The organism is Salibaculum halophilum, assembly GCF_002094885.1.
Classification (GTDB): domain Bacteria; phylum Pseudomonadota; class Alphaproteobacteria; order Rhodobacterales; family Rhodobacteraceae; genus Salibaculum; species Salibaculum halophilum.
Map to the genome: position 1 here is coordinate 63,031 of NZ_MSIT01000001.1, position 24,559 is coordinate 87,589.

General features: G+C 68.0%; 26 protein-coding genes. 13 read left to right on the forward strand and 13 right to left on the reverse strand.

Going from position 1 to position 24,559, the window contains the following annotated elements; genetic code table 11:
* Window positions 1-181: 181 nt before the first annotated feature.
* The 4 genes from BU124_RS00265 to BU124_RS00280 form a co-directional block, all read right to left on the reverse strand.
* Window positions 182-394, reverse strand: a complete 213-nt coding sequence (locus tag BU124_RS00265) for a hypothetical protein (protein WP_084860441.1) — start codon at window positions 392-394, stop codon at window positions 182-184.
* A 96-nt stretch (window positions 395-490) separates the two neighbouring features.
* Window positions 491-1,273, reverse strand: coding sequence for a DUF502 domain-containing protein (locus tag BU124_RS00270; protein WP_084860442.1), 783 nt, complete (start codon window positions 1,271-1,273; stop codon window positions 491-493).
* A gap of 86 nt (window positions 1,274-1,359) precedes the next feature.
* Window positions 1,360-2,274: a pseudouridine-5'-phosphate glycosidase gene (locus BU124_RS00275; protein WP_084860443.1), complete on the reverse strand. Its 915-nt coding sequence runs from the start codon at window positions 2,272-2,274 to the stop codon at window positions 1,360-1,362.
* Window positions 2,271-3,161: a PfkB family carbohydrate kinase gene (locus BU124_RS00280; protein ID WP_084860444.1), complete on the reverse strand. Its 891-nt coding sequence runs from the start codon at window positions 3,159-3,161 to the stop codon at window positions 2,271-2,273. The genes BU124_RS00275 and BU124_RS00280 overlap by 4 nt, the downstream gene beginning before the upstream one ends.
* 508 nt (window positions 3,162-3,669) lie before the next feature.
* Between BU124_RS00280 and BU124_RS00285 the strand changes: the two genes are divergently transcribed.
* Window positions 3,670-3,996 (forward strand): PilZ domain-containing protein, encoded by a 327-nt coding sequence (locus tag BU124_RS00285; RefSeq protein WP_084860445.1) that lies wholly within the window; start codon window positions 3,670-3,672, stop codon window positions 3,994-3,996.
* 42 nt (window positions 3,997-4,038) lie between these two features.
* On the opposite strand, the gene BU124_RS00290 is transcribed toward BU124_RS00285, so the two are convergent.
* Window positions 4,039-5,442 carry a hypothetical protein gene (locus BU124_RS00290; protein WP_084860446.1) on the reverse strand — a complete coding sequence of 468 codons (1,404 nt, stop codon included), beginning with the start codon at window positions 5,440-5,442 and terminating at the stop codon, window positions 4,039-4,041.
* Window positions 5,443-5,662: 220 nt separating this feature from the next.
* Between BU124_RS00290 and rpsB the strand changes: the two genes are divergently transcribed.
* The gene (gene rpsB, locus BU124_RS00295; RefSeq protein WP_084860447.1) at window positions 5,663-6,442 is read left to right on the forward strand and encodes a 30S ribosomal protein S2; all 780 of its coding nucleotides are present in this window, start codon (window positions 5,663-5,665) and stop codon (window positions 6,440-6,442) included.
* Window positions 6,443-6,523: 81 nt separating this feature from the next.
* Window positions 6,524-7,399, forward strand: a complete 876-nt coding sequence (tsf, locus tag BU124_RS00300; RefSeq protein WP_084860448.1) for a translation elongation factor Ts — start codon at window positions 6,524-6,526, stop codon at window positions 7,397-7,399.
* Between the two features lie 370 nt (window positions 7,400-7,769).
* Here the strand turns inward: tsf and BU124_RS00305 are convergent, their stop codons facing one another.
* The 3 genes from BU124_RS00305 to BU124_RS00315 form a co-directional block, all read right to left on the reverse strand.
* On the reverse strand, window positions 7,770-8,528 hold the full coding sequence (locus BU124_RS00305; protein ID WP_084860666.1) for a LuxR family transcriptional regulator: 759 nt from the start codon (window positions 8,526-8,528) through the stop codon (window positions 7,770-7,772).
* A gap of 151 nt (window positions 8,529-8,679) precedes the next feature.
* Window positions 8,680-9,867: a M24 family metallopeptidase gene (locus BU124_RS00310; protein ID WP_084860449.1), complete on the reverse strand. Its 1,188-nt coding sequence runs from the start codon at window positions 9,865-9,867 to the stop codon at window positions 8,680-8,682.
* A gap of 76 nt (window positions 9,868-9,943) precedes the next feature.
* Entirely contained in the window at window positions 9,944-11,020 is a 1,077-nt protein-coding gene (locus BU124_RS00315) for a sensor histidine kinase (RefSeq protein WP_245831557.1), read from the reverse strand.
* Window positions 11,021-11,214: 194 nt separating this feature from the next.
* Between BU124_RS00315 and BU124_RS00320 the strand changes: the two genes are divergently transcribed.
* A complete protein-coding gene (locus BU124_RS00320) occupies window positions 11,215-11,535 on the forward strand; it encodes a hypothetical protein (protein WP_143529834.1) in 321 nt (106 codons plus the stop codon).
* On the opposite strand, the gene BU124_RS00325 is transcribed toward BU124_RS00320, so the two are convergent.
* From BU124_RS00325 to BU124_RS00340, 4 genes are read right to left on the reverse strand one after another with little or no spacing between them, the layout of a single operon-like run.
* Entirely contained in the window at window positions 11,513-12,685 is a 1,173-nt protein-coding gene (locus tag BU124_RS00325) for a trans-sulfuration enzyme family protein (RefSeq protein ID WP_084860451.1), read from the reverse strand. The two genes, BU124_RS00320 and BU124_RS00325, sit on opposite strands and share 23 nt — an antisense overlap.
* A 2-nt stretch (window positions 12,686-12,687) precedes the next feature.
* Complete coding sequence (locus tag BU124_RS00330) at window positions 12,688-13,209, reverse strand: gamma carbonic anhydrase family protein (RefSeq protein ID WP_084860452.1); 522 nt, start codon at window positions 13,207-13,209, stop codon at window positions 12,688-12,690.
* Window positions 13,206-13,844 (reverse strand): guanylate kinase, encoded by a 639-nt coding sequence (gmk, locus tag BU124_RS00335; RefSeq protein ID WP_084860453.1) that lies wholly within the window; start codon window positions 13,842-13,844, stop codon window positions 13,206-13,208. Before gmk ends, BU124_RS00330 begins: the two co-directional genes overlap by 4 nt.
* Before the next feature lie 2 nt (window positions 13,845-13,846).
* Complete coding sequence (locus BU124_RS00340) at window positions 13,847-14,734, reverse strand: YicC/YloC family endoribonuclease (RefSeq protein ID WP_245831559.1); 888 nt, start codon at window positions 14,732-14,734, stop codon at window positions 13,847-13,849.
* 160 nt (window positions 14,735-14,894) lie between these two features.
* Here BU124_RS00340 and BU124_RS00345 point away from each other — a divergent pair, with 160 nt between their 5' ends.
* Entirely contained in the window at window positions 14,895-15,518 is a 624-nt protein-coding gene (locus BU124_RS00345) for a PAS domain-containing protein (protein ID WP_084860455.1), read from the forward strand.
* 9 nt (window positions 15,519-15,527) lie between these two features.
* On the opposite strand, the gene BU124_RS00350 is transcribed toward BU124_RS00345, so the two are convergent.
* Window positions 15,528-16,898, reverse strand: a complete 1,371-nt coding sequence (locus BU124_RS00350) for a class II 3-deoxy-7-phosphoheptulonate synthase (RefSeq protein WP_084860456.1) — start codon at window positions 16,896-16,898, stop codon at window positions 15,528-15,530.
* A gap of 193 nt (window positions 16,899-17,091) precedes the next feature.
* Here BU124_RS00350 and BU124_RS00355 point away from each other — a divergent pair, with 193 nt between their 5' ends.
* From BU124_RS00355 to BU124_RS00390, 8 genes are all read left to right on the forward strand, one after another.
* On the forward strand, window positions 17,092-18,093 hold the full coding sequence (locus BU124_RS00355) for a GlxA family transcriptional regulator (protein WP_084860457.1): 1,002 nt from the start codon (window positions 17,092-17,094) through the stop codon (window positions 18,091-18,093).
* 95 nt (window positions 18,094-18,188) lie between these two features.
* Window positions 18,189-19,385, forward strand: a complete 1,197-nt coding sequence (locus BU124_RS00360) for an ABC transporter substrate-binding protein (RefSeq protein ID WP_084860458.1) — start codon at window positions 18,189-18,191, stop codon at window positions 19,383-19,385.
* 118 nt (window positions 19,386-19,503) lie between these two features.
* Window positions 19,504-20,286, forward strand: coding sequence for an ABC transporter ATP-binding protein (locus tag BU124_RS00365; protein ID WP_084860459.1), 783 nt, complete (start codon window positions 19,504-19,506; stop codon window positions 20,284-20,286).
* Window positions 20,283-20,870, forward strand: coding sequence for a hypothetical protein (locus tag BU124_RS00370; RefSeq protein WP_084860460.1), 588 nt, complete (start codon window positions 20,283-20,285; stop codon window positions 20,868-20,870). Before BU124_RS00365 ends, BU124_RS00370 begins: the two co-directional genes overlap by 4 nt.
* Entirely contained in the window at window positions 20,867-21,688 is an 822-nt protein-coding gene (locus BU124_RS00375; RefSeq protein WP_084860461.1) for an ABC transporter ATP-binding protein, read from the forward strand. The genes BU124_RS00370 and BU124_RS00375 overlap by 4 nt, the downstream gene beginning before the upstream one ends.
* Window positions 21,689-21,690: 2 nt before the next feature.
* On the forward strand, window positions 21,691-22,062 hold the full coding sequence (locus BU124_RS00380; RefSeq protein WP_084860462.1) for a hypothetical protein: 372 nt from the start codon (window positions 21,691-21,693) through the stop codon (window positions 22,060-22,062).
* 40 nt (window positions 22,063-22,102) lie between these two features.
* Window positions 22,103-23,113 (forward strand): branched-chain amino acid ABC transporter permease, encoded by a 1,011-nt coding sequence (locus BU124_RS00385; protein WP_084860463.1) that lies wholly within the window; start codon window positions 22,103-22,105, stop codon window positions 23,111-23,113.
* Window positions 23,110-24,459, forward strand: a complete 1,350-nt coding sequence (locus tag BU124_RS00390; RefSeq protein WP_084860464.1) for a branched-chain amino acid ABC transporter permease — start codon at window positions 23,110-23,112, stop codon at window positions 24,457-24,459. The genes BU124_RS00385 and BU124_RS00390 overlap by 4 nt, the downstream gene beginning before the upstream one ends.
* Window positions 24,460-24,559 lie beyond the last annotated feature (100 nt).

Genomic DNA, 24,559 nt, shown 5'->3' on the forward strand with positions numbered 1-24,559 from the left:
TTCCCGGTGCAGCCCGCTTGAGACAGGTCAGCGCCATGGGCAAAGCCGCCGTTACCGTGTGTTCGGTCCACCGACTGATCGGCGCCGTCCGGCCAAAGCGGCACGCCAACAAAAAAGGGCCGATCCGCTGCTCCGGCGGATCGGCCCCACGGTGGTCAATGAACCGTCGCTGGTTGCGCGGTCACTCTTGCACTGTCGATGAACTGCCCGCGGCGGCCGCGATCAGCGCGATCAGGATCAGCGGGACAATGAGATTGGCGCTGGAGCCGCCTGTTTCCTCGACGACCTCGACGGGTTCCATCTCGATGGCCGGGGCCATCCCGCCGGCCATTGCGGTGCCAGCACCGAGCGTCGCGGCCAGCGTGACGGCAGCGGTTCTTTTGAAAAAGGTCATGCGACTATCCCCTCTGTCGGTTGTTTTCACCAAATTAGTCTTGTCGATTTCAACCCGTGGATCAAGCCCTTCGATGCGTCGGGGCGGGCGGTACTGTCAGTCCTCGTGGCGGTGATGACCGATCCGGTCGGCCAGCTGGTCCAGCGCCTCGGGCATTTCGACGTCTTTCTCGCCCGGATAGACCAGCCCGGCCGAGATCACCAGCTTCGCGGCGTCCTCGACCGTCATGTCGAGTTCGATCACGTCGGCCTCGGGAAAGAACAGCAAATACCCCGACGTCGGGTTCGGCGTCGTCGGCACGAAGACCGAGATCATGGGGCCGACGCCGGCCTTTTCGACCAGTTCGCCCTTGGTCTGGGTCGAGACAAAACCGACTGCCCAGATGCCGCGGCGCGGATACTCGATCAGGCAGGCGCGGTCGAAACTCGTCTCGGTCTGGGCGAATACGGTCTCGGCGATCTGCTTGGCCCCGTTGTAGACCGAGCGCACCACCGGCATCCGTGAGACCAGCCCCTCGCCCCAGGCCAGGAACGACCGCCCGATCAGCCCCTTGGCGATCCAACCGACGATGAAGGTGAAGATCAGGAAGATGACGACGCCGACGCCGCGCACGTTGATCTCGATGTAATTGGGGTGGGTCGGATCGGCGCGGCCGAAATCGTTGACATGGCCCAGCAGGCGGTTGACCAGTTCCTCGGGGTGATAGGCCTGCGGCACGAAGGGCCAGACGAACCCGTCGACCCAACCGATCAACGTCCAGATCAGCCAGACCGTAAGCCCGATGGGGGCGATCACGATAATCCCGGCGATAAAGTTGTTGCGCAGGCCCGTGATGAGGCTGCCGCGCGGCCGGGGGGGATCTTTGGGCGGTCGGGTCACTGTGGCGGTCGCTCAGCTGTGGCTTGTCTGTCTATGTAAGCGATCCCGACCGGCCCGACAATGCGGCACTGTCCGCGGCTGTCGCCTCAGCCGCGGCGATTGCACAGGCTTTTGGCGATCTCGGCGGCCAGGCGCGCATTATTGCGCACCAGCGCGATATTCGCGGTCAGCGAAGCGCCCCCGGTCAGCTCGAAAATGCGCTCCAGCAGGAACGGCGTGACGGATTTCGCCGCGATGCCCTGCGCCGCGGCCTCGGCCTGGGCCTGCGCGATGAGCGGCGCGAGGGTCTCGGCGGGGATCTCGTCGGCCCGGGGGATCGGGTTGGCGACAAGCTGGCCGCCGCCAAGGCCCATCGCGGCGCGGGTGGCATGGGCGGCGGCGATCCTTTCGGGACTGTCCAGGCGCAGCGGCGCGGGCAGATCCGAGGTGGCCGACCAGAAGGCGGGCAGGGTGTCCTGGCCGTAGGCGATGACCGGCACCCCGAGGGTTTCGAGCACTTCCAGCGTCTTGGACGTGTCGAGGATGGCCTTGGGGCCGGCGGCAACGACAGTCACCGGCGTGCGCGCCAGTTCCTGCAGGTCGGCGGAGATGTCGAAGCTCGTCTCGGCGCCGAGGTGGACGCCGCCGATGCCGCCCGTGGCGAAGACGGCGATCCCGGCCAGATGCGCGGCGATCATGGTGGCGGCCACGGTGGTGGCCCCGGTGCCGCCCGTGGCGATGCAGGCGGCCAGATCGGCGCGCGAGAGCTTGGCCACCTCCGGCGCCGCGGCGAGCCGGTCCAGCTCCGCGGCGGTCAGGCCGATGTGCAGCCGCCCCGCCAGCACGGCGATGGTCGCGGGCACCGCGCCGGCCGCGCGGATGTCGTCCTCGACCGCGCGGGCGGTCTCGACATTCTGCGGGGCGGGCATGCCGTGGGTGATGATGGTGCTTTCCAGCGCCACGATCGCCCGGCCGGCGGCGCGGGCCTCGGCCACTTCGGGCGAAAAGTGCAGGTCGATCATTGCGGGTGGTCTCCGGAAATGTATGCGGCGGCGGCGGCCAGGGCACGGGGCAGGGCGGCGTCGGGGCGCGCGCCACGGGCTTCGGCGGCAATATGGGCAGCCATGAAGGTATCGCCTGCGCCGGTGACACGGGCCACGGGCACCGCCGGGGGGCAGGCCCGGCGCAGGGTGTCGCCGCAGGCCTCGGCGGCCATGTCGGCACCGTCAGTGACAAGGGCGCGATGCACCCCGCAGGCCACGAGGCCATGCGCCGCCGCTGCGGCGTCCGCGAAGACGGTATCGCAGATCAGGCCGGCCTCCTCGCGGTTGACGTAGAAGGTGGCCGTGGGGTGGCCGACGAGGGCCAGAAGGCGGTCGGCCTTGCCCGGGCTGGCCGGGGCCACGCGCAGGTCAGCCGCACCGAAGAGCGGCGACTGCGCGATACGCGCTAGCAGGTCGCGGGTGAGGTTGCCGTCGATTGCGACCAGCCCGGCCCAGGGCGCGGCCGTGCTGCCCAGGCGCCCGTCGGCGAGGGGGGTAAGGATGCTATCGCCGGCCTTTTCGAGCGACTGGGCGTCGGCGATGGCCGCGATCAGCCCGTTGGCCCCCTCGATGGCCATGTAGCTGTCGGTGGGCAGATCCGCGGGGCGGTGGAGCGTGGCCGTCTCCAGCCCCAGCCGGTCGGCCTCGGCCACCAGGGCGTCACCTGCGGCATCGCGGCCCACGGCCGACAGCAGCGCCGGGCGCAACCCGAGGCGCGCCAGGGTCATGGCAATGTTCATGGCCACGCCGCCGGGCACGCGGGTGATGCGCCCGGGCACGTCGGAGCCGGCCCGCATCGCCACGGGGGCGCGGCCGATGATGTCCCACAGAACGGAACCGATGCAGAGGATGTCAGGCGACGTCATGGCGTGCAGCTATTGCGCGCGCCGCGCCGGGGGTCAACCGCTGCGAAGCGGTGTGCTGCGCACGCAGGTTTAGTGGGAAAAGGGGGCCGTCTGCCCCCTCTTGGCCTGCGGCCAATTCACCCCCGAGGATATTTCCGGCCAGAAAACGCCTACTCTGGGATCGCGACGGTGCGCCCGGCCTGGAGGGTCTTCCGGACGACGTCGCGTTCTTGGTCTGCCCGGTGTCGTCAAGAACGGCGACCGGCGGCTTTTCGTGGCGCGAAGAGGCCGCGCTGAGTCCGTGTCGGGCAAGCGGTTGACCCGGCACGGACGGTCGGGTCGTGGCAAGCCTGCGCGTGACTGCGGCCGCGCCGTCGCGGGCCCACGAGGTGCTGCCACACTCGGCGACATGCAAGGCCGACGGCATGGTCGCGGGGTGGTTGCGGTGATCGGGTCGGCTTAACGCGCCGCTTACCGGCGCCGCGCTAGGACTAGGCTGATCTGCAGTCCATCCCCGAGGGAGCGCGCCATGAAATACCGTCCGCCGCGGCTACCCAGCGACCTCGGCGTCACCCTTGTCAGCGGTGGCAAGCGCCACCGGGCGCGTGTCGTCAATGTCAGCCAGACCGGGGCGCTGGTGGCCGGGCCGGAGGATATCGGGGTCGGTGCCCGGGTCGATCTGGTGGCCACGTCGCTGCGTCTCTCGGCGCGGGTGGTGCGGGCGGACCCTGCCGGCCTGGCGCTGCGTTTCGCGACCGAGCTGTCGAAGTCGGACCTGACGCGTTTGCGCCGCGCCGTGCACCGCGGCGGCGCGGGCGCGGAGTTTCGGCCGGGTCAAAGATTTCGCGAGTTGTGAGGGGGGACGGGCCCCGGGTGCACCGAGGCCCGCCCGCGGCCATCACTGGGCCTCGACACCTTCGAGGTCGGTGCCGTCGGCGATGTCGCTGTCGATCAGCGTGAGTTCGCCCGTCCCGGCGTCCTCCTGCACGGCCTCGATGCCGGTGTCGTCGCTGTCGTCATTGTTGGCGGTGGCCGAGGCTTCGGCGGTCACCGAAAGGTCTCCGTCGCCCTCTTCCTCGAAGACCGCGCCCTTGCCGCCGTTGGCGGTGGCCGAGGACCGCAGCATCAGGCCGGTGACCGATCCGGCATCTTCCTCGGAGTTCTTGTAGCCGTCGTCGGTGTTGCCCTCGGCGACGGTGTCGATGAACTGCACGTCGATGCCGCCCGTGCCGGCCTCGTCGAAATCCACGCCTTCGTCGAGGTTGTTCGAGATGGTCGAGCGCAGGAAGACCGCATGGACCGACCCGGCGCCGCCTTCGTCGAAGTCGATGCCGTCGTCCAGGTCGATGCCGAATTCGTAGGCCTCGACGCTGCCGTCGTCGTAAAGGTCGACCTCGCGCTCGACGCAGGAATCGTCGGCGGTGCCGGTGACGGGGCCGGGGATGTCGGACTCGGCGGCCTCGCCTTCCTCGAACTCCACCTCGTCTGGGTCGGGGATCGCGTCCTCGAACAGGGCCGGGGCGCAATAGGCGCCGTTATCGACCAGGCTCGTGTCGATCACGACGGCCGTGTTGTCGCCCGCGCCGCCTTCGTCCAGCTCGATGCCGTCAGCGCCGGCCCGCGACACCGAGGAGCCGGTGATCATGGCAGCGATGGCGCCCGGGCCGCGTTCGTCCACGCGCAGGCCGTCACCGTCGAAGGTGCCGTTGCCCACGTCTTCGATCGTGACGTTGCGCAGGGTCACCGAGATGCCCGCCTCGGAGCCGTCGCCGTCGCCGGTCTGGCCGCCGCCGCAGTCATCGGCCAGCGTGCAGTCCGACAGGTGGATACCGTAGCCCGCCACGCCGCTCAGGGTGACGTCCTCGGCCACGAAGGACACGGTGCCGGTCTGGTCATCGCGCAGGTCGACGAAGATGCCCTTGGCGGCGGCGCCGTCGATGTCGCCGCGGTTCTCGACCGTCCAGCCACCGGGCCCGGTCAGGGTCAGGCCGGCGACGTGCATGTCCGCACCTTGGGTGGCGGCCAGCAGGGTGACGTTCTTGGCGGTGGAAATGGTCTGGCCGTTGCCGATCAGCGCGAGGGCGGACTGGCCGTCATAGGACAGCGGCGCGGTGATCTCGACATCGCCTTCGAAGGCAAGCACGACCGTGCTCGCGCTGTCCGAGGCCGCGGCGGCGGCAAGCGCGTCGGTGATCGCGGCCTCGCTGGCCTCGGTCACGGTGAGGGTCTCGGCCAGGGCCGGCGCGGCCAGGCAGAGGGCCACGGCGGTGCTGGTCAGCAGCGTCTTGTTGGGGGTCCCCATGGGTGGTCTCCTTTGTTTCAACGGGGCCAAGGGGTAGGGGCCGCATGTGACAGGCACATAACAACCGCGCCCCCTTGCCAAGCCGTCCGCCGGTGACTATACGCGCGACACTCAATCCCGCAGGCGGGGGCGGGTGCGCCGGACAGACATCCCGGCCCATCCACCGGTTGGCGCAATGCTGATCCCCCGTCGAGGCATGAAACCGGAAAGGAAACGACCCATGGCTCTTCCAGAGTTTTCCATGCGCCAGCTGCTCGAGGCCGGCGTTCACTTCGGCCACCAGACCCAGCGCTGGGATCCGAAGATGTCCCCCTTCATCTACGGCGCGCGCAACGGCATCCACATCATGGACCTGACGCAGACGGTCCCGATGATGGACCAGGCCCTGCAGGTGGTGCGCGAGACCGTCGCCAAGGGCGGGCGCATCCTGTTCGTCGGCACCAAGCGCCAGGCGCAGGCGCCGATCAAGGACGCCGCCGAGAAATCCGCGCAATTCTTCATGAACCACCGCTGGCTGGGCGGCACGCTGACCAACTGGCAGACGGTGTCGCGCTCGATCGGCCGGCTGCGCGCCATCGACGAGACCGCCGAGGGCGGTTTTGCCGGGCTGACCAAGAAGGAACGCCTGCACATGGAGCGCGAGCAGGAAAAGCTCGAGGCGACCCTGGGCGGCATCCGCGAAATGGGCGGCCTGCCCGACCTTCTGTTCGTGATCGACGTCAACAAGGAAGACCTGGCCATCGCCGAGGCGCGCAAGCTGGGCATCCCGGTCGTGGCCGTGGTCGATACCAACTGCTCGCCGCTGGGTGTGGACTACGTGATCCCCGGCAACGACGATGCCTCGCGCGCGATCACGCTATACTGTGATCTGGCCGCCCGCGCCGCCATGGACGGCCTGTCGGCCCAGCTGGGCGCCGCCGGCATGGACCTGGGCGAGATGGAACCGACGCCCGAGGACGCCGCCGCCGAGGCCCCGGCCGAGACCACTGCCGCCAGCTAGGGCCGGCCGGCGTCGCAAAAGTGACACCGGGCGCGGGCATATCCCGCCCCGGACAGGATCAAATCTACAGGAGAAAGAGCCATGGCGATTACCGCTGCTCTCGTGAAGGAACTCCGCGACTCCACCGGCGCGGGCATGATGGACGCCAAGAAGGCGCTGACCGAAACCGATGGGGACATGGACGCCGCCGTCGACTGGCTGCGCACCAAGGGCCTGTCCAAGGCTGCCAAGAAATCCGGGCGCACCGCCGCCGAGGGCCTGGTGGCCGTGAATGTCACTGGCGGCAAGGGCGTGGCCGTCGAGGTCAACGCCGAGACCGATTTCGTCGCCAAGAACGCCGAGTTTCAGGAGATGGTCACCGGCATCGCCCGCGCGGCCACCGATGTGGACAACGTCGAAGCGTTGCTTGAGGCCGACATGGGCGGCAAGACCGTCGCGGATGCCGTGACCGACAAGATCGCCACTATCGGCGAGAACATGTCGGTGCGCCGCATGGCCGCCGTCGCGGGCGACACCGTTGTCGCCTATATCCACAACGCCGTCGCCGACGGCATGGGCAAGATCGGCGTGCTGGTCGCCACCAATGGCGGCGGCGACGACTTCGCCCGGCAGGTGGCCATGCACATCGCCGCCGCCAACCCGGCCGCGCTGGACGAGGCCTCGCTGGACGCCGACCTGGTCGAGAAAGAGCGCCAGATCCAGGTCGACATCGCCCGCGAGAGCGGCAAGCCCGAGCAAGTCATCGAGAAGATGATCGAGGGGCGCATGAAGAAGTTCATGGCCGAGAACACCCTGCTGGGCCAGGCCTTCGTGGTGAACCCCGACCTGACGGTCGAAGCCGCCGCCAAGGAGGCCGGGGCCGAGATTACGGCCTTTGTCCGGCTGGAAGTGGGCGAGGGCATCGAGAAAGAGCAGGAGGATTTCGCCGCCGAGGTGGCCAAGGCGGCCCAGGGCTAGGCCTCGCACACCTCCGCGATCCGGACCCGCTGCGACGGCTACCCCTCGGGGTGGCCGTTTTCATTTGAAAACATGGGGTTCCGTCGTGTTTTGAAAGTAGAGACGGCCCCGCGTCGGGAGCGCGCGGAGCCGCAGGGGCAAGCCACGCCGAACTGAAATGCTGGGGCGACGCGGCCAGCCGACCACCGGGCCTGCCCGGATCAAGCCCGGGCAGACCGGCAATCTTATAACCGTGGCGCGGGCGGCTTGCCTTGTAATCGCAAGGGGTCCGGCCCGCTGTTCCCTGGCCCAAGGCCACCACTCACGGAACATCGACACCTTGCCATTAACCCCACGTCAATCCGAGTCAGGGAATCCCTACTTTCGTGTGTCAGCCGGGCAGGTTGTCGGACTCAAGAATGAACATTTGATTGCAGAACGCCGCCTTTAGCACCGCCTGCGCCGTCGTCTCGACGTCCAGCGCCTCGCGCGCGAGGCGCAGGTGCTTTTCCACCGTGGCTGGAGTCAGGCCGAGGATCGTGGCGATGTCCTGTGTCGTCTTGCCGTCGCCGACCCATTCCAGAACCTCGCGCTGGCGCTTGGTCAGGCTGCGCGTGGCATGGGGCAGGGTGAGCATCTTGAGGTAGACCACGTTGCTCATGACCTTGATGTCCGCGCCATGGCGGGACCAGATCTTCTCGACCTCGTCCTGGCTGATCCCTGGGCGGGCCGTGATCGCCGCCGCACCCTTGGTGCGTTGGCTGACCGAGCGAAAGCTGATCGTGTAGCCCGCGGTCACGTTCATGGCGCGGTTGAACTCGGCCACGCGCTGTTCCTCGGGCGTGAGGTTCGCGGGATCGCCGATCCAGGACCAGCTGCAGGCGCCGTCATTGGCCAGGGCCCAGCGGACCATCGGGGCGTGGTAGATGTAGCCGTCGCCGAGAAAGCGATCCATGTAGGCATCGCCGTGGTTGGTCAGTACGACCCAATCCTGCGGATCGCCCAACGAGGCACCGCTGCGATAGCGCGTGAAGCCGTAAATCAGCCGATCGAAGCCCAGTTCCGCCATGCGCGCAGTGTGCAGGTCCCAAAGCGTTTCGATCGTGGGCGCATTCGTCAGCGCGTCGAGATGGGCGACGAGGGATGTCATGCCGAGTCGGTAGCACCCAGGCGACATGTTACAAAGTCATTTTTGCATTCGTTGCGATCCGTGGCCGCGTAATGGCTAAGCCGCGGGTAATCGCGATGCCGGACCAAGTTTTTACATAATACCGATTATACGAATCTTAGTCGACTAGACGTCAGGCCTTGACGACCAGTCCCGAAGGCGTACCCGACAGGTTCTCGTGCCCTGTCCCGGTGATGAGGATCGGCTCGGTGGTTTCCAGCCCGCCATCGTCGAGCCAGATCGCGGGCATGAAATGAAAGGTCATCCCCGGTTCGAGGATCGTTCGGTCGCCCGCGCGAAACGACATCGTGCGCTCGCCCCAGTCCGGCGGATAGGACAAGCCGATGGGATAGCCGCAGCGGCTGTCCTTTATGAAACCGTGCTTGCCCAGCGTGACGTTGAAGGCATTGGCCACATCCTCGCAGCGGTTGCCCGGCCGTGCCTGTTCCAGCGCCACCGCGGTGGCATCCTCGACCGCGGCCTGCGCATCGAGGTATTTCTGCGGCGGCTTGCCCAGGAACAGCGTGCGCGACTGCGGACAGTGATAGCGCCGGTGACACCCCGCGATTTCGAAGAAGGTGGATTCGCCGGTGCGCAGCGGCGTGTCGTCCCATGTCAGATGCGCCGCCGTGGCGTCCAGCCCCGAGGGCGCCATGGGCACGATCGCCGGGTAATCGCCGAAATGGCCGCCCACGCCGGTGATGCCCGTGTGGTAGATCTCGGCGACCAGGTGGTTCTTGGGCAGACCGGGTTCGGCCAGTTCGACAATGCGTTCATGCATCGCCGTCACGATGTCGGCGGCGCGGCGCATGTAGGTGATCTCGGTCTCGGACTTCACCGCGCGCTGCCAGTTCACGATGCCCGTGCAATCGCCGAATTGCGCCTTCGGGCAATGCTTTAGAAGTTCGGCATAGGCCTTTGCACTGAAATAGTAATTGTCCATCTCGACACCGATACGCAACGCGCCCCAGCCATAGGCCTCGATCAGTCGGGCCAGGTCCGACATCGGGTGCTTGTCGGGGTTCATGACATAGCTGTCGTCGTAGCCGTGGATGTCGTCCTCTTCCATGAAGACGGTGCGCATGGCCCCGGTTGCGTCGATCGCCCGGCCCCACCAGACCGGGTCCTGGTCCATGGGCAGCAGCACCGCCTGGTGGACGTAGAAGGACCAGCCATCATAGCCCGAGATCCAGGCCATGTTCGACGGGTCCGACAGGATCAGAAGGTCGAAGCCGGCGTCCTCCATCGCGCCGCGCGTCTTCTCGATGCGGTCGTAGTATTCCTGGTCGGGAAAGGACGGGCTCGTGCGGCTGCTCGGCATGGCGGACTCCTTCTGGTTTGGCCCCAGCCTCGCCCCATAACGCCGCGATTTCCAGCCGAAAAACGGCGCGCCGGGGTCAGCCCGCGTCCTCGGGCGCCATGGCCGGCAGGATCACCGTGAAGGTCGAGCCCTGCCCCAGTTCGCTGCTCACGCGCAGCCGCCCGCGATGGCGGTTGACGATGTGCTTGACGATGGCCAGCCCCAGCCCCGTGCCGCCGATCTCGCGCGAGCGGTGGCTGTCCACCCGGTAGAATCGCTCGGTTAGCCGCGCGATGTGATGCACGGGGATGCCCTCGCCCGCGTCGGTCACCGACAGCCGCAGGCCGGTCTGGCGCAGGCTCGTCTCGTGCGCCGGGTCGGACAGTGTCAGGTCGATGGTGCTGTCCGCGCGGCCATACTTGATGGCGTTCTCGACCAGGTTCGTGACCACCTGCGCCAGCTGCGCCGCGTCGCCGGCGACCCGCACCCGGCGTCCCGGCGGCTGCCAGGCGATTGTCATCCCGCGCTCGGCCGCCATCGGGCGCAACGACTCCAGCGCGCCCTCGACCACACCGGCGACGTCGACGGCGGTGCGGGGGCGGTTGCGCTCCTGGTCCTCGACGCGGCTGAGCGACAGCAGGTCCTCGACCAGCCGGTGCATCCGCCCGGCCTCCTTTTCCATGATATCGAGAAACCGGTCCCGGGCCGCCGCGTCGTCGCGCGCCGGGCCGCGCAGGGTCTCGACGAAGCCCAGAAGCGCGGTCAGCGGCGTGCGCAACTCGTGGCTGACGTTGGCGATGAACTCGCGCCGCATCTGGCCTGCCTCCTCGACCGCGGTGACGTCCTGGTACGTCAGCACCACGGCGCGGCCGCTGGGCAGGACCGCGCCGGTCAGGGTGACGTCCCAGGTCGTGTCGCGCGCCCCGTCGCTGCCCAGGAACCGCGCCCTGCGGTGGCCGCCGTCGCGCAGGCAGGCCTCGACGGCATCCAGCAGGCCGGGTTGCCGCAGGGCGGTGATGTAGTGCCAGCCGGTGCAGTCCATGCCGATCAGCGTCTGGGCGTGCTGGTTGATCCGGCGGACGCGCTCGTCGGCACCGATGACCATGGCCGGCACCGGAAGCGCATCGAGCAGGGTGAGTTCGCTGTCCTCGGCCATGGCAACCTGCTCGCCCATCTTTCCGGCAAGATCAAGGCGCAAGGGCGCCGGGGGTGCTGCGCCGGCCATGTGATCCGACGGTTGAACCCGCGCGGCTTTGCCCCGAGGGTGGAGGCGGAACAGGAACCTGGGGACTTCGTTTGACACCTGCCAACCCCTCGAAGACGACAACCGCGGATTCCGACAGTTTGGTTGTTCTGGTTGTCGGGGACATGACGAAACAGCAACAGCCCGGTGAAATCGGCCCGGCCGGAGTGGATTTCGTCGCGCCGACCGCGCTTGCAACGCGGCTGACCGGCAGGGCGGCCCCGGCGCTGGTGCTCTCGCCGCTGTCGGGGCGGGGGTTCGACGCGGTCACGATCGCCCAGACCCTGCAGGCGGCGGCCTATCGCGGGGTCTATTATGCCACCACGCGCGCCCTGCCCGACCCGGCGCTTGTCCGGGCCGAGGTCACTCGGGTTGCGCCAGACCTGGTCTTCGACCTGCTATTGCCCGAGGACATGGCCTGGCTCATGCGCACTGCGCGCGGCTGACCGCGGCCGCGAATTCGCCGATCAGCATGTCGGGGTCTTCGAGCCCCACCGAGACGCGGAAAAACCCCTCGCTGATCCCCAGTGCCGCACGGCCCTCGGGCGTGAGGCCGCGGTGCGAGGACGAGGCCGGATGGCTCAGCGTGGTGCCCACGTCGCCCAGCGTCGGGGCGAAGGCGATGTCAGGGGCGGCGCGGGTCAGGGCATTCGCCGCCGCGCGCCCGCCGGCCACCTCGAAGGACAGCATGTTGCCGGGCCGGTCGCCCAGCACGGCCTGCGCGCGGTTGTGGTCGGGGTGGTCGGGGCGGCCGGGGTGCAGCACGCGGGTGACGCCCGGCATCCCGGCCAGCGCCTGGGCCAGTTTGGTCGCCGTCGCCTCGGCCCGGTCGTAGCGCAGCTCGAACGACTGCAACCCGCGTTCGGCAAGCCAGCAATCGAAGGGGCTCGGCGTGGCCCCCCAGGTGACATTGGCGGTGCGGATCCCCTCGGTCAGCGCCGGGTCGCGGGCCACGGCATAGCCCAGCGTCGCGTCGGAATGGCCCGCCAGCAGCTTGGTGACGGAATGCACGACGATATCCGCGCCGTGCTCAAAAGGGCGATACCCGCGCGGCGTGGTAAAGGTATTGTCCACCACCAGCAGGATGCCACGGTCGCGGGCCAGCTGCGCGATCCCGGCCATGTCGGCGATGCGGATCGTGGGGTTCGAGACGACCTCGACCAGGATCATCTTCGTCTCGGGGCGCAGCGCGGCTTCGATGCGCGTGGCGTCGGTGGGGTCGGCCAGCGTGGTGGCGATGCCGAGCCGCGGCAAATCCTCGGTCATCATCCGCAGCGAGCGGCCATAGAGCTGATCGCCGCCGACCACATGGTCGCCGGCCTGCAGCAGCCCCAGAAAGACACTGCCGATGGCGCCCATGCCAGAGCCGGCGATGACGCCGCCTGCGGCGCCCTCCAGCCGGTCGATCTTCTGCGCCAGCACGGTGGCGTTTGGGTGGCCTTCGCGCGCGTAGGTATAGCCCGAGCCTTCGGCATACTGCCGGTCCAGGCCGTCGGGATCCTCCGAGGCATAGACGACAGAGGGTTGCAGCGGCGTGACAACGGGGCGCGAGGTGCTGTCGGGCCAGGGGGTGCGGCGCACGATGGAATCGGACATTCTCAGACCTCCGTCAGGCCGGCGCGGAACCGCGCGGCGTTGTCCTGGTAGTGCCGGGCCGAGTCGGCCAGCGCCGCGATAGCCGCGGCGTCGAGCTGGCGGACGACCTTGCCCGGCGCGCCCATGACCAGCGATCCGTCCGGGATCTCCTTGCCTTCCGTCACCAGCGCCCCGGCCCCGATGAGGCAGTTGTTCCCGATCACGGCGCCGTTCAGCACCGTCGCCCCCATGCCGACCAGGCTGGTGTCCCCGATGGTGCAGCCGTGCAGCATCGCCTTGTGGCCGATGGTGCAATTCTCGCCAATGGTCAGCGGATAGCCCATGTCGGTGTGCAGCACGCTGTTTTCCTGCACGTTGCTGCCCGCGCCCACGACGATTGCTTCGTTGTCGCCGCGGATGGTCGTGGAAAACCAGACCGAGGCGCGCGGCCCCAGCACCACCTGCCCGATCAGGTGGCAGCCGGGCGCGACCCAGGCAGTCTCGTCGATCTGCGGCGCATGGCCGTCGAGGGCATAGAGGGTCATGTCATCTCCTCGAATTCGCGGTGCAGGTCGCGGACATGGCCGACAAGGTCGGGCTGCTGTTCGCGGCGCAGGCGTTCTGCGCTGACGATAGTCTTGAGCTTCGCCTCGGTGCGGTCGAGGTCGTCGTTGATCAGGACGTAGTCGTAAGCGTCCCAGTGGGAAATCTCGTCCCAGCTTTTCTGCATGCGCCGGGCGATTGTCGTGGCGTCGTCCTGCCCGCGGCTGCGCAGCCGGTTGGCCAGTTCCGCGATCGAGGGCGGCAGCAGGAAGATCGACAGCACGTTGTCCTTGAGCGGCGAGTTGCGGATCTGCTGGGCGCCCTGCCAGTCGATATCAAAAAGCACGTCGCAGCCCCGTTCGATGGCGTCGCGCACGGGCGGCAGGGGCGAGCCGTAGTGGTTGCCGAAGACATGGGCGTGTTCCAGCATCTCGCCTTCGGTGACCATGCGCTTGAAGGCGGCCTCGGACCGGAAGTGGTATTCCCGTCCGTCCACCTCCGACGCGCGCGGTTCGCGGGTCGTGGCCGACACCGAAAAGCGGATCGTGTCGTCCCAGGCGCGCAGCCGGTTCGAAAGCGTCGATTTCCCGGCGCCCGAGGGCGAGGACAGGATGATGAGAAGGCCGCGTCTCGGCATGGCTACTCCAGGTTCTGGGTCTGCTCGCGCATCTGGTCGATCACCGCCTTGAGGTCCAGCCCGATGCGGGTCAGCGCCGTGTCCTGCGCCTTGGAACACAGCGTGTTGGCCTCGCGATTGAACTCCTGGGTCAGGAAGTCGAGCCTGCGGCCCACAGCCCCGCCCTGCCCCAGTAGATCGCGCGCTGCCTGCACATGGGCGCGCAGCCGGTCCAGTTCCTCGGTCACGTCGGCCTTGACGGCCAGCAGGGCCAGTTCCCGGGCCAGGCGGTCCTCGTCCACGGGCGCGGCCTCGGCGGTGATCGCGTCCAGCGCGCGGCGCAGGGCGGCGCGGGTCTGCTCGGCCCGGTTGGGCAGCCGCGCCTCGGCCCGGTCCACCAGCGCCGCGATCTCGTCGATCCGCGTGGTCAGAGCCGACGCCAGCGCCGCGCCCTCGGCCGCGCGCATCGCGTCGAACTCCGCGATCAGTGCATCGAGATCGGCCAGAAGCGCGGGCGACAGCTCCGGGTCGGCCTCGGGCCGGGCCTGGGTCAGCACGCCGCGGTGCGCGAGCACGTCCGCGGCAGTGGGCTGGCCCAAGGTCACGCCCATGTCGACGGCGCGGCTCTGCACCGCGTCCAGCGCCGCGAGAACCCGGGCCAGCTCATCGTCATCCAGCACCGGCCCCTGCGCGGCGTCCGACCGGGCCAGCTTGAGCGTCAGGGTGACGTTGCCCCGGCTCAGCGCGGCGGCCAGCCGGGCCCGCGCCGCGGCCTCCAGCCCCTCCTGGCCCTCGGGCAGGCGCAGGCGCAGATCCAGCCCGCGCCCGTTCACGCCCCGCAGGTCCCAGGTCCAGCCGGCGGGGCCGAGGCTGCCGGAACGGCTGGCAAAGGCGGTCATGGATCGGATCACGCGGGACGTCCCAGTAAGTGGCGGGTGTCGGCGCACCTAAAGGCAAAGCCGGGCCAAGGGCAAGCCCGCCCGCCGCCGTTAACCCTTTGGACGTTTAGATAGGGAAAATTGAGCGAAAAGGCGGTATAAATCATAAAGACTTGGCAGCAGGAGACGCAGGATGGCACGGTTCTGGGGCATGACGGATGACGCGGGCGACCGGACGGGGGACGACTTCGTGGTCACCAACCCCACCGCCCTTGTCGAGCTTGAGTCCTACTGGCGCGGCCTCGCGCCGACGGGCCGGGTGCCCCGGCGCTGCGATCTGGACCCCGCGGCCATGGGCGACGTGATCGAGGATGCGCTGATCGTGGAACGGGTGGCCCCCGGCGTGGCGCGCATCCGGGTGGCGGGCCAGCGCATCGCCGCCCTGACCGCCGCCGAGCCGCGCGGCATGCCGCTTTCGGTGCTCTTCACGCCCGAGGCCCGCGGCCGGCTGGCCACGCAGCTCGAAGTGGCCTTTCGCACGCCCTCGGTGGTGGAACTGCCGCTGACGGCCGCGCGCGCGCCGGGGCGCCCCGCGCTCTCGGGGCGGCTGTTGCTGCTGCCCCTCTGCGACGATACCGGGGCGGTTTCGCGGTGTCTCTGCGCGCTGGTGGCCGACGGGCGGTCGGGCCGTGGTCCGCGCCGGTTCAGCCTCCTTGACGACGCGCGCATCCGCCACGAACCGCTGGACCTTGACCCGCTCGACCCGCCTCGGCCCGCGCGGGGCACCCCGCTCCGGCTGGTGGTCGACAACGGCTGAGGCGCGGCCTCAGCCCGTGGCGGCGGGGGCGACGGACCGGCGCCGCGCCGACAGTTCCTCGGCCACCAAGAACGCCAGCTCCAGCGATTGCGAGGCATTGAGCCGCGGATCGCAGGCGGTGTGATAGCGGTCTGACAGGTCCTCTTCGGTGACGGCGCGCACGCCGCCGGTGCATTCGGTGACATCGTCGCCGGTCATCTCGAAATGCACGCCGCCGGGGACCGACCCTTCGGCGTTGTGGACGGCGAAGAACTCGCGCACCTCGCGCAGGACGCTGTCGAAGGGCCGCGTCTTGTAGCCGGTCGAGGACTTGATGGTGTTGCCGTGCATCGGATCACAGGTCCAGACGACCTCGGCCCCCTCTTCCTGCACCGCCCTGACCAGCCGCGGCAGGTGTTCGCCCACGCTGCCCGCGCCGAAGCGGGTGATCAGCGTCAGCCGGCCCGGTTCGTTCTCGGGGTTCAGCTTGGCCATGAGCGCCTTGAGATGGCCCACGGTCATGCTGGGCCCGCATTTCAGGCCGATGGGGTTTTGCACCCCGCGCAGGAATTCGACATGCGCGCCATCGGGCTGGCGCGTGCGGTCGCCGATCCACAGGAAATGCCCCGACCCGGCCAGCCACTGGCCCGAGGTGCTGTCGAGCCGCGTCAGAGCCTCTTCGTATTCCAGCAGCAGTGCCTCGTGGCTGGTGTAGAAATCCACCGTGGCCAGTTCATGGTTGTTGTCGCCGTTCAGCCCGGCGGCGTTCATGAAGTCCAGCGCATCGCCGATGCGGGCGGCCAGGTCGCGGTATTTCCGTGCCTCCTCGCCGTGGGTGAAGCCCAGCGTCCACTGGTGGACGCGGTGCACGTCGGCAAAGCCGCCCGTGGAAAAGGCGCGCAACAGGTTCAGCGTGCCCGCCGCCTGGGTGTAGGCGCGCAACATCTTGTCCGGATCGGGGATGCGGGCGGCCTCGGAGAAGTCCAGCTCGTTGATGATGTCGCCGCGGTAGCTGGGCAATTCCTGCCCGTCCACCGTTTCGGTCGGGGCCGAGCGCGGCTTGGCAAACTGCCCGGCCATGCGCCCCATCTTCACAGTGGGCACCTTGGCGCCGTAGGTCAGCACCATGGCCATCTGCAGCATCACCTTGAAGGTGTCGCGGATGTGATCGGCGTCGAAATCGGCAAAGCTCTCGGCGCAGTCGCCGCCCTGCAGCAGGAAGGCCTCGCCGCGCGACACCGCGGCCAGTTCCGATTTCAGGCGCCGCGCCTCGCCGGCGAAGACCAGTGGCGGATAGGAGGACAGCCGGCCCTCGACCTCGGCCAGGGCCGCGGCGTCGGTATAGTCCGGCATCTGCACCCGCGGCTTGTCGCGCCAGTCGGATTTGGTCCAGTCCGCCATTTTCTCTGCTCCGGATCGGGCCCCAGATCGGGGCGGTTGACGTTACCGCGGGTTTATAGCGGGGCCAGTGCACGGGGCCAATGCCCTTGGGCCGCATTTTTGCAGCGATTGCTGTAGCCCCCGGCCCGCTTGCCTCTTGATACCGCGGCGCAAAGGTGGTCATGTCCTGCGTCAACTTGGCAAGGGCAGGCTGATGGACCGCAAGCAAACGTACGCCACGACACCCGACGCAGGCGCGCCGCGCCGCTTCGTTTTCGTGTTGCTGGATAACTTTACCCTGCTGTCCTTCGCGGCGGCCGTGGACTGTCTGCGCATCGCCAACCTGATGGCCGGGCGCGAGCTTTACACCTGGGTGCTTGCCGGCGACGGCGGTGACACCGTGGTCTCGGCCGGTGGGGTCAGTTTCAACCTCGACATGGACTTGGAGGAATTGCGCCGCGACGACCACCTGATGATCTGCGGCGGGCGCGACGTGCAGTCGGCCACCACCCGGCGCATCGTCAGCTGGCTGCGCCGCGAGGCCCGCCGCGGCCTCGTCATCGGCGGGCTGTGCACGGCAGCGCATACGCTGGCACGCGCGGGACTGCTGGACGACAAGCGCGCCACCATCCACTGGGAAAACCAGGACAGCTTCGCCGAGGATTTCCCGGACGTTCAGCTGACCAAGTCGGTATTCGTCAAGGACGGCAACCGCTGGACCACCGCCGGGGGGACCTCGTCGATCGACCTGATGCTGCAGGTCATCGCCGACCAGAACGGTGAGGACCTTGCCAGTTCCGTGGCAGACCAGCAGATCTATTCCTCGATCCGCACCGACCAGGACACGCAGCGGCTGTCGATCCCGACCCGCATCGGCGTGCGCCACCCCAAGTTGTCGCGTGTCATCCAGATGATGGAACAGAACATCGAGGAGCCGATCAGCCCCGCCGTTCTGGCGCGCGAGGTCGGCATGTCCACGCGCCAACTGGAACGTCTGTTCCGGCGCTACCTCAACCGCAGCCCCAAGCGGTACTACATGGAACTGCGCCTGCAAAAGGCGCGCAACCTGCTGATGCAGACTGACATGAGCGTGATCAACGTGGCACTCGCCTGCGGTTTCGCCTCGCCCTCGCATTTCTCGAAATGCTACCGGTCGCACTACAACACCACACCCTACCGCGAACGCGGGGCGCAGGCGGCCCGCCTGTCGATCTGAGGCCGCGGGCGCGAAAACCCCGCGACGCCTTTTCTTTTCGCGAATCGGCGCCTAATCTCGGGGCCGGAAATTCCGTTCCAACTGGGAGTAAAGAAATGAAAAAGCTACTCATGGCCGCTTCGGCCAGTGCCCTCGTCGCCGGCGGTGCCCATGCGCAGGCAGAGGGCGACACCGTCAAGATCGGCGTCATCCTCGGGTTCACCGGGCCGATCGAATCGCTCACCCCGCAGATGGCCGACGCCGCCGAACTGGCGATGACCGAGATCAACGATGCCGGCGGCGTGCTCGACGGTTCGATGCTCGAATCGGTGCGCGCGGACAGCACCTGTATAGACAACGGCGCGGCCACGGCGGCCGCCGAACGCCTCGTCACCGGGGATGGCGTCGCAGCGATCATGGGCGCGGACTGTTCCGGCGTGACCGGCGCGGTGCTGGCCAACGTGGCCGTGCCCAACGGCGTGCCGATGATCTCGCCCTCGGCCACCTCGCCGGGGCTGTCCACCGCCGAGGACAACGGCCTGTTTTTCCGCACCGCGCCCTCGGACGCTCGCCAGGGTGAAGTGCTGGCCAATATCCTGGCCGACAAGGGCATCGACGAGGTCGCGGTGACCTTCACCAACAACGACTACGGCAAGGGGCTGTCCAACAGCTTCATCTCCAGCTTCGAAGAGGACGGCGGCACCGTGACGATCTCGGCCGCGCACGAGGACGGCAAGGCCGATTACTCGGCCGAGGTCGCCTCGATGGCCTCGGCCGGCGGCGAGGTGCTGGTGGTGCTGGGCTACGCCGACCAGGGCGGCCCGGGCGTGATCCGCAGCGCGCTGGACAGCGGCGCCTTCGACACCTTCATGATGGGCGACGGCATGTTCGCCGACAGCCTTGTGGAAACACTGGGCAGCGACATGGAAGGCTCCTTCGGGGCGGTGCCGTGGTCGCAGGGCGCGGGCGCCGAGGCCTTCACCGAGATCACCGAAGCCGCGGGCGTCAACGGCGACAGTTCCTTCACCCGCGAAAGCTATGATGCCGCGGCACTGCTGGCGCTGGCCATGGAGGCCGGCGGATCGGCCGACAGCGCCAGCATCGCCGAGAACGTGATGGATGTCGCCAACGCCCCGGGCGAGGAAATCCTGCCCGGCGAGCTGGGCCGCGGGCTCGAGATCCTGGCCGAAGGCGGCGAGATCGATTACGTCGGCGCCACCAACGTCGAGCTGATCGGCCCGGGTGAGGCCGCGGGCACCTACCGCGAGTACACCATCACCGATAGCGACTACGAGACCGTGCAGTTCCGCTGAGACCGGCACGGGATGACAGCGGCGGCGCGGGGACACCCCCGCGCCGTTCGCCGTGACCAAGACATGACCAAGACGGGCGCCAAGGCCCGCACAACGTGGGCACCGGGGGACAGTGGCGATGATCAGGGTCGAGAATGTCGTCAAGGCCTTCGGCGGCTTCCACGCGGTCGACGGGGCCACGCTGGAAATCGAACAGGGCACGATCACCGGCCTGATCGGGCCAAACGGGGCCGGTAAGACCACGCTTTTCAACGTGATCGCCGGCGTTCTTCCCCCGACCTCCGGCACGGTCACGATGCTGGGCGAGGACATCACCGGCCTGCCGCCGCACGATTTGTTCCACCGCGGCCTGCTGCGCACCTTCCAGATCGCGCACGAGTTCCACTCGATGACCTGCCGCGAGAACCTGATGACCGTGCCCTCTGGCCAGTCGGGCGAGACGCTCTGGAACACCTGGTTCGGCCGCCGCCGGATCGCCGAGGAGGAACGCGCCCTGCGGGCCAAGGCCGACGAGGTGCTCGAATTCCTGACCATCGAACACCTGGCCGACCATCCGGCCGGGACGGTCTCGGGCGGGCAGAAAAAGCTGCTGGAACTGGGCCGGACCATGATGGTCGACGCGCGCGTCGTCTTTCTCGACGAGGTCGGCGCTGGGGTGAACCGCACCCTGCTCTACACGATTTCCGACACCATCAAGCGCCTGAACGAGGAGCGCGGATATACCTTTGTCGTCATCGAGCACGACATGGATTTCATCGAGCGGCTGTGCGACCCGGTCATCTGCATGGCCGCCGGCTCGGTACTGGCCGAGGGCAGCCTGTCGCAGATCAAGACCAACGAACAGGTGATCGAGGCCTACCTGGGCACCGGCCTCAAGAACAAGGAGACGCTGGGCGCATGAGGACCGCGGCGCATGCAGTCTTGATGATGGCGCTGGCCGGGCCGGTCGCGGCGCAGTCAGACGACTCGGCGATCGACATGCTCAACAGCCTGGCCGGCGACTGCACGCCCCTCTCCGCCGGCGTGAAGGTCTGCGATGTTTGGGATCTGGGGTGGCTCAATTACAGCCCGGTCGAGGGTGGTCGCTTGAGCGTCGCCATCGGCGATACGACCGCCACGATGGGCTCCGGCACGGCCGACCTCGTGACGGCGGATATGTCCGAAGCCCGGCGGCGCGAGGTGCAGGCCCGCCTGCTTCAGGACTTCGCGGCGTCCTTCCTGGCCGGGCGCGGCGTCGCTCCTGCCGATGTCGCGGTGGGCCATGTCCTCGCCGTTCCCGTGGGCAACGACGGAGCAGACCGGCCGGCGCGGCTCGAAACCATGATCATCGGCGAGGCCGGTCAGGAAACGACCCACGGGATCACGGTGTTCCTCGACCAGACCCATTTCGTCTACATGCTGAGCAACAATCGCGGATCGACTGCGAGCGAGGATCATTTCTTCGCCGTGGAGGAGCTGATGCGCGCCGTGGAGATGCCACAATGAGCGATGCCTATTCCGGCCGCGGCAACAAGGACGCCTCGATCGCCCAGCCCGGCCTTCGGTCGGAACTGGCCGGGGTGGCGGATGGCGCGGCGACGCCGGCCCCCGGCACCGGCCCCTTTCTGTCGGGCACGGGCATGACCGGCGGCTACGGCAAGGGCCCCCACATCCTGCACGACTGCACCATCGCCGTGGACCGGGGCGAGATCGCGGTGATCGTCGGCCCCAATGGCGCGGGCAAGTCCACCGCCATGAAGGCGATCTTCGGGATGCTCGATCTGCGCGCCGGGCACGTCACGCTCGATGGCGAGGATATCACCGCCCTGTCGCCGCAGAACCGGGTGCGCCGGGGCATGGGCTTCGTGCCGCAGAACCGCAACATCTTCCCGTCGATGACCGTCGAGGAGAACCTGGAGATGGGCGCCTTCATCCGCGAGGACGACATCGCGGCCACCATGGAACAGGTCTTCGAACTGTTCCCGATCCTGCGCGACAAGCGCGGCCAGGCTGCTGGCGAGCTGTCGGGGGGCCAGCGCCAACAGGTGGCCGTGGGTCGCGCCCTCATGACCCGGCCCAAGGTGCTGATGCTCGACGAGCCCACCGCCGGGGTCAGCCCCATCGTCATGGACGAGCTCTTCGACCGCATCATCGAGGTGGCCCGCACCGGACTGCCGGTCATGATGGTCGAACAGAACGCCCGCCAGGCGCTGGAGATCGCAGACCATGGCTATGTGCTGGTGCAGGGCCGCAACGCGCACACCGGAACCGGCAAGGAATTGCTGGCCGATCCGGACGTCAGGCAGAGTTTTCTTGGAGGATGACAATGAGTACGACAACGAAAAGCGTCGGGATAACGGCCGCCACGCTTGCTTTCGCGGCAAGCGCCCTGACCGCCGAGACGGTTTGCACTTTCGATCGCGACTGCAAGACATTAGACGATTGCACGCAAATCGACTATCCCATCACGACGAGCGGCCTATACGGACCAGTGACCCTCACCCTTCCGGATCAGAGTGCCCCGCTTGATGGCGCGGCCAATCCGACGTCGGAAGGTCGCATTGTGGTCAATGGGTCGGACCGTGAACTTTTTGTCCTCATGAACATTAATGCCGACGCCACCGCGCACGCCTTGGTGGAAACGCCCACCGACGCACGCATCTTGTTTGGGCGCTGCGCTATGAACGGCACCTCATGACCCCGAGATGCCCTGACCGGCGCGGCAGGCAGGTGACGTAATGGACTTTCTCAACGCCATCGTCGCACTTGCCAACTTCGTGCTGATCCCCGCCACGGCCTACGGCGCCCAGCTGGCGCTGGGGGCGCTGGGAGTGACGTTGATCTACGGCATCCTGCGGTTTTCCAACTTCGCCCATGGCGACACCATGGCCTTCGGCACGACCGTTACCATCCTGTTCACCTGGTGGTTCCAGTCGATGGGGGTCGGGTTCGGCCCGCTGCCCACCGCGCTGCTGGCGCTGCCCTTCGGCATCCTCGGCTGCGCGCTGCTGCTGCTGGGCACCGACCGGGTGGTGTTTCGCTTCTACCGCGCGCAGAAGGCGGTGCCGGTGATCCTGGTGATCGTCTCGATGGGGGTGATGTTCGTCTACAACGGGCTGGTGCGCTTCATCATCGGGGTCGATACCCAGCGCTTTGCCGATGGCGAGCGGTTCATAATCTCGGCGCGCGACTTCAAGTCGGCGACCGGCCTCGACGAGGGGCTGGCGCTGAAGTCCACCCAGGCGATCACGCTGGTGGTGGCCGCCATCGCGGTGGCGCTGCTGTTCTGGTTCCTCACCCGCACGCGCACCGGCAAGTCCATGCGCGCCTTTTCCGACAACGAGGACCTGGCCCTGCTGTCGGGCATCAACCCCGAGAAGGTGGTCACGGTGACCTGGCTGATCGTGGCGGCCCTGGCGACCATCGCCGGCACGCTCTATGGCCTCGACAAGAGCTTCAAGCCCTTCACCTACTTCCAGTTGCTGCTGCCGATCTTCGCGGCCGCCATCGTCGGCGGGTTGGGCAGCCCCGTGGGCGCCATCGCGGGCGGCTTCGTCATCGCCTATTCCGAGGTGATGATCACCTATGCCTGGAAGAAGGTGGCCGGCTACCTCCTGCCCGAAAGCCTCGCGCCGGACGGCCTCGCCCAGTTGCTGTCCACCGACTACAAGTTCGCGGTCAGCTTCGCCATCCTGGTGGTGGTGCTGCTGTTCAAGCCCACCGGCCTGTTCAAGGGAAAATCCGCATGACCCAGTCGATGCGCGCCCCGCTTCTGTTCGCCTTCGTCGCCGCGCTGTTCCTGCTCGAGGCGACGACCCAGGTCTGGATCTTTTCGGGGTCGTGGAACACGGCGCTGGGCATCCTCAACATGGCGCTGGTCTCGGCCGTCATGGCGCTTGGCGTGAACCTGCAATGGGGGTTTGCGGGGCTGTTCAACGTCGGCGTCATGGGCTTCGTGGCGCTGGGCGGGCTGGCCACGGTTCTGGTCGCCATGCCGCCCTCGCCCGGGGCCTGGGCCGCCGGGGGCTATCAGATCGTGCTTGGCCTGCTGCTGGGCGCGGCGACGATTGTCGGCGCGATCCTGGCCTGGACGCGCCTGCCGCGCGGCCGCATGCGCACCGCGCTCATGCTGGCGATCCTTGTGGGCGGATTTTTCCTTTACCGCTGGGTCTTCGACGCCGGCGTCGCCGCGGTCGAGGACATCAATCCGGCCGTCACCGGCAACCTTGGCGGGCTCAACTCCTGCGGCGACTACCGCGCCTGCGGCTGGCTGACCATCATCGCCTGGCCCGTGGGCGGGCTGCTGGCGGCCGGGGCGGCCTGGATCATCGGCAAGACGGCGCTGGGCCTGCGCTCGGACTACCTGGCCATCGCCACGCTGGGCATCGCCGAGATCGTCATCGCCGTGCTCAAGAACGAGGACTGGCTCAGCCGCGGCGTCAAGAACGTGATCGGCATCCCCCGGCCCGTCCCCTACGAGGTCGACCTGCAGAACGACCCCGCCTTCGTGGCCCGCGCCGCCGACCTTGGGCTCGAACCGACCATGGCCTCCACGCTCTACGTGAAATTCGGCTACGCGCTGCTCTTCACCGCGGTGCTGATCGTGATCCTTTGGCTGGCGCAAAAGGCCCTGGCCAGCCCCTGGGGCCGGATGATGCGCGCCATCCGCGACAACGAGACCGCGGCCGAGGCCATGGGCAAGGACGTCAAGGCGCGCCACCTTCAGATCTTCATCCTCGGTTCGGCGGTCTGCGGCGTCGCCGGGGCGATGATGACAACGCTCGACGGCCAGTTGACACCCGGCACCTACCAGCCGCTGCGCTTCACCTTCCTGGTCTGGGTGATGATGATCGTCGGCGGCTCGGGCAACAACTACGGCGCGGTGCTGGGGGGCTTCCTGGTCTGGTGGCTCTGGGTGCAGGTCGAACCCCTGGGCGCCTGGCTGGCCGAGCTGGTCACCGGCGGGCTGGCCGAGGACAACGCCTTCCGCATGCGCATCATGGACGCGGTCGCCCACATGCGGCTCTTCACCATGGGCGTGGTCATGCTGCTGATGCTGCGCTTCGCCCCGCGCGGCCTGCTGCCCGAACGCTGAAGCCTCGGCAAGGTCCACCTGCATCTTCTGGCCCCAAATATCCCGGGGGAGCGCGAGGGGGCAGCGCCCCCTCGCCCCGGTCGGATTGGCGCAGCCAATA